This window comes from Paraburkholderia sp. SIMBA_027 (assembly GCF_046535315.1).
Lineage (GTDB): Bacteria > Pseudomonadota > Gammaproteobacteria > Burkholderiales > Burkholderiaceae > Paraburkholderia > Paraburkholderia tropica.
Genome location: NZ_JAWRWY010000045.1, coordinates 1 through 6,748 on the forward strand (window position 1 = coordinate 1; position 6,748 = coordinate 6,748).

5 protein-coding genes and 3 pseudogenes are annotated in these 6,748 nt (G+C 58.0%); 4 read left to right on the forward strand and 4 right to left on the reverse strand.

The genetic code is table 11. From position 1 onward, the window contains the following. Positions 1–394, forward strand: a pseudogene (locus tag SB764_RS37820) (hypothetical protein); the annotation flags it as partial. A gap of 205 nt (positions 395–599) precedes the next feature. Here SB764_RS37820 and SB764_RS37825 read toward each other — a convergent pair. The 3 genes from SB764_RS37825 to SB764_RS37835 all read right to left on the reverse strand — a co-directional run bounded on the left by SB764_RS37825 (position 600) and on the right by SB764_RS37835 (position 3,378). Then, positions 600–1,673, reverse strand: a complete 1,074-nt coding sequence (locus tag SB764_RS37825) for a DUF3800 domain-containing protein (RefSeq protein ID WP_410866437.1) — start codon at positions 1,671–1,673, stop codon at positions 600–602. A gap of 192 nt (positions 1,674–1,865) precedes the next feature. Next, entirely contained in the window at positions 1,866–2,945 is a 1,080-nt protein-coding gene (locus tag SB764_RS37830) for a hypothetical protein (RefSeq protein WP_410866438.1), read from the reverse strand. Continuing rightward, positions 2,917–3,378: a hypothetical protein gene (locus SB764_RS37835; RefSeq protein WP_410866439.1), complete on the reverse strand. Its 462-nt coding sequence runs from the start codon at positions 3,376–3,378 to the stop codon at positions 2,917–2,919. The genes SB764_RS37830 and SB764_RS37835 overlap by 29 nt, the downstream gene beginning before the upstream one ends. Before the next feature lie 286 nt (positions 3,379–3,664). On the opposite strand from SB764_RS37835, the gene SB764_RS37840 reads away from it, so the two are divergent. From SB764_RS37840 to SB764_RS37850, 3 genes and pseudogenes are all read left to right on the forward strand, one after another. Next, entirely contained in the window at positions 3,665–3,862 is a 198-nt protein-coding gene (locus SB764_RS37840; protein ID WP_410866440.1) for a hypothetical protein, read from the forward strand. 932 nt (positions 3,863–4,794) lie between these two features. Continuing rightward, positions 4,795–5,619, forward strand: coding sequence for an alpha/beta fold hydrolase (locus SB764_RS37845; RefSeq protein WP_410866441.1), 825 nt, complete (start codon positions 4,795–4,797; stop codon positions 5,617–5,619). Positions 5,620–5,829: 210 nt separating this feature from the next. Then, positions 5,830–6,030: pseudogene (locus tag SB764_RS37850) on the forward strand (transposase); the annotation flags it as partial. Positions 6,031–6,137: 107 nt separating this feature from the next. Here SB764_RS37850 and SB764_RS37855 read toward each other — a convergent pair. Continuing rightward, positions 6,138–6,395 (reverse strand): annotated as a pseudogene (locus SB764_RS37855) (transposase); the annotation flags it as partial. Between the last annotated feature and the right edge of the window lie 353 nt (positions 6,396–6,748).

Sequence of the window (6,748 nt, forward strand, 5' to 3'; positions counted from 1 at the left end):
CGCTTATTCGTTAGGTGGACACGATACTCCCAAGACCTTTAGGGCATTTCAAGATGGGTTGCCCAGTCGCTTACCGAAAAGTGCCATAAGACCGCTCCTGAACTTCGTCGAGACATGGGATCAACCGGAGCGGGAGTTTCTGGAACCAGAGCTGCAGGACGCCCTTAAAAGCTTTTACGCGGCAGCCCAAAATATGGCAATGAATGTCGCGCAAAGAACAGTACCTGTCGGCAACATGGAGTTCCTGTCAGTATTTTCGGATGCCCAGCGCGCCGTTGGTCCTCGCCCGGATTCCGTAATCGAAGACGCCCGTATCCTGAATGAAGAAGCTCGTAAGTTCGTCCCGCTCTACGAGCACTTTCTTCGTCTATGCCGAAGCAAACTAGCTGGTTGAACTGCCGAGCGGCAGAGGAGTCAATTGGGACACCATGCCGCCGGTCACCGACCATGGCGAGCGCATTGAAAGCTTTGCTGATGTGACAACAAGTATGCCACCGAGGCCGGTCCTAGTGGCACAGGGTGCAACTGCGGAAAGTACATCGCCACCGCCTTAGCTCGTGCAACGTGGAGGTCTCACTCTCGCAAGTTTCGAATCGCCTCTATGATCCTTCTCGCCCGGTGTAGCCAACCTCCTTGAGGAACTGAGCCGCACCGTCAACGAGGCTTGATTGCCCGGTCTCACGTTCGTTTTGCCGAACAATGTCAGGTGAAGGCATCATGCCGTCTACAAGCAGATCCGGCAACCGCGTCGCTCTCAGCCGTTCATGAAAATCCGTCGACGGCTTCCGGCCGGACCATGCGAGCATGCAATCGGCCACGGCACCCGCGATCAGATCGGCAACCTGAAGTGACGCGTGTGACGCCGAATCGGCGAAGTTCAGTCCACGAATTCGCAGCGGAAGTTCTGCCTGGCGATTTCCGTATCCAACGAAGCGTGCTGCGATTGGTGTCATCAGTGCGCGCAAGAACGGTTCGTGTCGACGGAGCGGTTTCGACTGGTCATGAGTGACGTCGTAAAGGCCCGGGCCAGCAGCCATCCACTTATTAATCATCATGATGAAGAGGTCGGGCGCAGGATCAAACGTATGCAACGGAAACGGCTCGATGAATTCACGGATGCGTCCGAATGCAAGCGCTAGCTCGGTCGCAATATCTCGATCCTTCGCGGGCGCGGACAGAAACGCGGGACGAAGTACCTGATCAAATCCATCATACGCAGGAGTGTTTCGTTCGCGGATAGCGCACAGGAACGCCTTTAACAACTTTTCCCACGCGCCAGGCAATATAGTGTCGCCCGCGTAGTACCAGACGTTCACGAGTCCAACTGCACCGTCGCCGTCATAAAGATCGAGACCGTTTTCGTGCACGGGGGGCTCAATCAATTTGTCCACGAGATGGGTGATCAGGTAGTAGCGTTTGTCTGCGATCAGCGCCTTCGCGGTCGCAGGAGACAGCTCGGGTGAAGAAAAAAACTTAAGCAGCGCGGCCTGTCCGTCACGACTGCCCCGTAGCTTCGTATATTTCGCCTCAACCTGCTTCTGGCGCAGAAGTGGCCCCACCAGCGCCGCCGCGCGCTCAGCGTCTAGATTCGTGCTGGCGAGCGCGAAGAGCGGCTGGTCTGCATTGAGCAGATCGACGCCCGTGTTTCCGGATTCGTCGCAAAAGAGATGCACGTCGCCCTCCTTCCAGAAACGATGTGCCGACGGTAAGTAAAGCGGCCGACAACCAGTGCAGTCTCAAACGAATAACGGACCGTGATTGCTACGAGCCGATACTCGCATGCGACACGTCGCCCGAGCAGCCTGGAGAAATCGACCGCGGCTCCTTGGCCAGCCTAGGCCGACGAGACACGACAGTTTGCACCCTCAAAGGCGCTCCCCGAACGATTCGTCGAGTGCCGCCCATTCGGATGCCATTTCGTCGGAGACGGGGCGAGCGCCACCATCGTCTATTGCCCATTGAGTCCTGTCCGCGAGGTGAGCAATGAGCAGGCCATTCTTACCCATGATCAATGGGCGGCGGATCGCCTTCTCGACAGCGGCGCAGTCAGGCTTGGCCCGGCGGATCGCCACCTCCGCTTCTGCGATCCATTGCGTACGCCGCTCGCGGCCGCCGGCGAGACTCGCCTCTTCGCCAGCGTCATCGTTGAGTAGGGCAGGATTGCTAACCACCGCATTGAGTACGAGCCTCGTAAGTTGTGTGGCCCGGGCCAGATCAAGCTCGACAGTGTCGCTCTGATGCGAAAGTTGCGAACGCACCCTGTACAGTCTTTTGACTGTGTTGGCCTGCCGCGCTGCTTCTTGCTCGCTACCGCCCAGGTATAGCACTGCCCGCTTTACGAGCGCTCGTATGCCCGCCGCGTGGGACCCATTCTTGAGCCCGCGCAGACCGTCCAACAGCGACTGGTCATTGAACTCTTCCGCTTCGGAAACTTTCTCGTCGATCCATTTTGCGATGCGATCCGCGCGCTTTGATCCCGTGGCTAGACCATCGAGGACGGTCAGCATCGCAAGATAAAGCGAGCGCGGCAAAAAGTCATACTGCGACGTGACGTATAGCTCCATCGCGGCGCGTACCCGCTCATCTGAGACCGGTGGACAGTCTGCCAGCGTGACCTCCAGGACGGCCTTTGCGTCCCAGTTGCATGAGCCCGCGCGATCGTCCCACACCGGTGTCGGCACCAGTTGACCTGGGATCAAGGTGGGCTGCGAGCCGTCATAGGCGGGGTCCGACGCGACCGCGGGTTCGCCGTCGGCGATGTGGAAGCTCGCACCGTCGTTCATCGAGACGACGGGAAGCCGCTGGCGCAGATCGACCAACAGAAATCGCGCATCGGATTCTGGCATGGGATCAAACAGGAGCCACTGCTTGATCACCAGAGCGCTCGACGATAGGAACGAAATGTAAGGCTCGCGCTCAAGCAATTGCGCGGGCTGACCAAGCACGGACAGCCGTCGATCCCCAGGCGCGGCGAGCTGCGCGCCAGGCGTCCGACGAAGTGAAACCTGTTCCATTCCAGAAGCAAATCTGGTAATGCCCGATGAGGCATGGCAGCTGATTTTGAATTTGTCGCCCCAAAATCGTAATGACGATGCGTGGCCCATCTTCGTCGAGACGAAATTCGTCGGTTCGACCGGCTCGAACGTCGAGCAGGAGCCTGTCCAGAGCAGCAACCTTGGCGTTATCGCTATCGGTTGGCGGGACGCGCCCCCCGTCCGGGATCGTTGATCGCGTCCTGATCAAAAGGCGGATTGCCTCTTTCCGCTTAATGAATATCTTGGCCACACAAATACTCTGCAAACGGTTACGACACCACAGTCGGCATCGCCAACGCCAACAGCCGCCCGACGGTAAAGGAGTCACTACCGGATTGTGCACGCTTTGAGCTCAGCGCTTTAAACACACGCTAAAATCTTCCTCACATATCCCGCAATCGAACCATCTGTCTCGCAGAACATGCGCGGCAGGTGAGCGGTACGCTTCTCATGCCGGACCCTCCCGTTCCCGCCATGACACCGCAACAAGTAGACGCCGACAGCTACCCGCCAAGCAATACCCGGAAGACCGCCCCCCTGCCGGACGCGAAACGACGTCCCCCGGGGCAATGCCACCTTTCGCGCTCTCCGTGCAGAAAGACAATTTCGCGAATGCAAAGGCGAGGGTCATGCTGCTCGTCGAGTCCGAGACACCGGGCGTGGAAACCACCCGGGTAGTCAAACGCCAGGTTGGCGACTGGACATGGTTCGACATCGATGCCTGGCAATCGACCTCGAAACGCTGGCTAACCCGCAGGGGTGTTCCGGAGCGTCGGCGCGCTTTCGAAATCGCGCGACTGCGAGCCTGGCTGGAAAGCGAAGATTAAGGCGTGTCATGCCGGACTACCGCACACACCATTCTGGGCATCGGCGTATGCCCTGCTCATGCCCTCACGCCCGGTTTTCAACCGCCGCAGCTGACTTCGATGAGATCGCGGCGTGCGACAGCGCCCGGACGCACCACCTGCTGTCGCAGGAATCCAGTTCCTGTCTGCGCCGCGAGGCTCACGCGCATCGCCTCCAGACGCCATCCAGCATACCCGTCTGGTGCAGCTGGTCGCCCAGTTGTGCCTGCAGCGAGTGGATCTCCGCCTGCGCGCTCCACATCGCGCGTGGCACGATGTGGCACCCCTACGGCCCACGAGCGCCTTGCCATTCGACGAATTGCGGCAAGGTTTCGGAGTCGCCGTTGCAACCTTACGCAGTTCTGTATGAATCTTCAGCGTAATCATATCGCCCGTCGCAATGTGACAATCGCTCCCGGACCGATTTCTTTTTCCTCTCCGGCGCCGACCTGACAAAGCGCCGTGCCGCTCAGCACGACAAAGGTTTCGTCCAGCGCGCGGGCCGTATAGCTGTACGTGCCAGGCGTGGTGCGACACACGGCGACGGCAGCCGGGTCTTCCGCGTCGCTTCCGTCCACACGCAACGGGCTCAAACGCCCGGCACTGCAACCCTTTCGAAGAGGTGACGAAGCGATCCCAAGGAGGAATAGGCAGCTAACACCTCGCTCGCAGTGCACGCCACCTTAAGATCTCGATAACACACGTCAATTTGCGCCTTCACCCGTTGGGGCGCGCAATCCTTACTCTACGCCGCTTGCGCCAGGGCCATTAAGAACATTTCAGATTCTTAATTCGCTACCAAAACTATCATTGGCGCTGTTGCTTGAAGCGTAGCGCGACGCTCCTCCGCGAGCGATGCGCCGACAGCAGCGACATCGTGGCAATGCCCATCCATCATGACAGGGAACTCGCAAATGAGCCGCATCACTACACCTGACGGTACGGAGATTTTTTACAACGACTGGGGCACCGGTCAGCCTATCATCCTGGTCGGCGGGTGGCTTGTGAGCGCCGACATGTGGGAATACCAGGCGCTCTTTCTCGCCGGCAATGGATTCCGAGTGATCGCCTATGATCGTCGCGGTTTCGGGCGTTCTAGCCAGCCGTGGTCGGGCTACGACTACGATACTCTTACCAGTGATCTGGACGAATTGATCAGGCAGCTCGACCTTACCGACGCCATCCTGGTCGGCTACTCAATGGGCGGTGGAGAAGTTGCAAGGTACATCGGGACTCATGGATCGAAGCGTATTGCCAAGGTCGTTTTGCTTAGTGCTACCACCCCTCTACTAGTGGCACGGGCCGACAACCCGGCAGGGGTTCCCCGAGACGTCTTCGATGGGCTACGGGCCGGTACACTTAAAGATCGCGCCGAATTTCTGGTTAATTTTGGTCGCGCCTTTACCGGGGCCGATCGTGACCCATCCGCGGTCACACAGGCGATGCTCGACTGGACATTCGATATGGCAATTAAAGCGAGCATAAAGGCAACCCATGACTGCATTGCATCCTTTTCGGAAACCGACCTGCGTCCCGACCTGGTAAAGTTCGACATCCCAACTTTGGTCATTCACGGCGGCGCAGACCCTGTTGTGCCAATCGAACTTTCAGGCAAGAAGTCCGCGTCGCTAATTCCAGGCGCAAAATTTGTTGTCTACGAAGGCGCCTATCATGCTCTCTACTACACGCATAAGGATCGGCTCAATCAGGACATATTGAGCTTCGCTCGATTGTCGTAGGATCGCCACTGAAGACGGCTGCGTGACTTCAAGCATCCAACAGGATGTAAGCCTCGTCGGAGGGCTTGTTCGCCTTAGCAGCAACGCCAGGCCAAGCGAGTACTTGCGAACATGTGCATGGCACTTTGGCTCGCCGTAAGCGGCTTGTCCCGGCCGTTATAGACGCTGGCTGAGGACGACATCAAAGTGATGCCCATCATTTCCGATCTGATGGGCATCACTTTGACACAGTCTGCAGAGAAGAAGCCGGGTACACGTACGGGGCGCCCGAATTGCCCCCGCGAGCTTCGTGAGCGACTGGCAGCGGCCGCTTGTGAGCCGGGCGTATCAGTCGCAAAGCGGGCGAGGGAGAATGGCATCAACGCGAACATGCTGTTCACCTGGCGGCGGCGATATCTGGCAGATCAGCAAGCTCGATCTGCCGGGCTTATTCCGGTCGTACTGCTAGGCGACACGCCGACGCAGGTCATCGCAGCAGCCCCCGCAGAAGTGCAAGTGCAGAGCGCGAAGCCTGAACACAGACGCTGCAGTGCCCTGATTTCCTTCATCGCTGCAGCCAACTGTGAGGCTGGTACAACGGCCTCTCCAGCTTTCACCGCCGCCAGGCTGCCGTCCTCGTATTGCTTGCGCCAAACAAACACCTGGTTTGGGTTCACCCCATGCCGACGCGCAACCGCCGAAACCGTTGCTCCCGACTCCAGGGTTTCCTGCACGATGGCCACTCTCTCTTGAACCGAACGCCGACGACGGCGCTCCGGCTCAGTCGGAACTTCAATGCTTTTCACAAATTGCCTAGGCTTGAAACTAGTCACAAGACTACCTCTTATTTCAAGAGGTGCCAGGTGTCCTGAGAATCAAGGGGCTACTCCACGCACCACAACTTTCAACGATAGCTCTCACGCTCCTTCAGATGGTCCATAAGACGCTGGATGAATAATCGAAACGCCAGCGAGCTCGTTCTTCGCATCCGCATAATTGATTCATTTCAGCATCGACATCAGCTCATTAAGCTGGGCAAGCATCGCTTTGTGATACTCGTACGTAGAGTCAATCTCGACTTCCATTGCTATGTCATCTACAAGAGCCATGGTGCTCTCAACACCACTTCGCAAAGCAACGAGTATTTCGT

Coding starts and splice junctions, on each gene's coding strand:
- SB764_RS37840 (WP_410866440.1), top strand. CDS start 3,665: ATGCTGCTCGTCGAGTCCGAGACACCGGGCGTGGAAACCACCCGGGTA.
- SB764_RS37845 (WP_410866441.1), top strand. CDS start 4,795: ATGAGCCGCATCACTACACCTGACGGTACGGAGATTTTTTACAACGAC.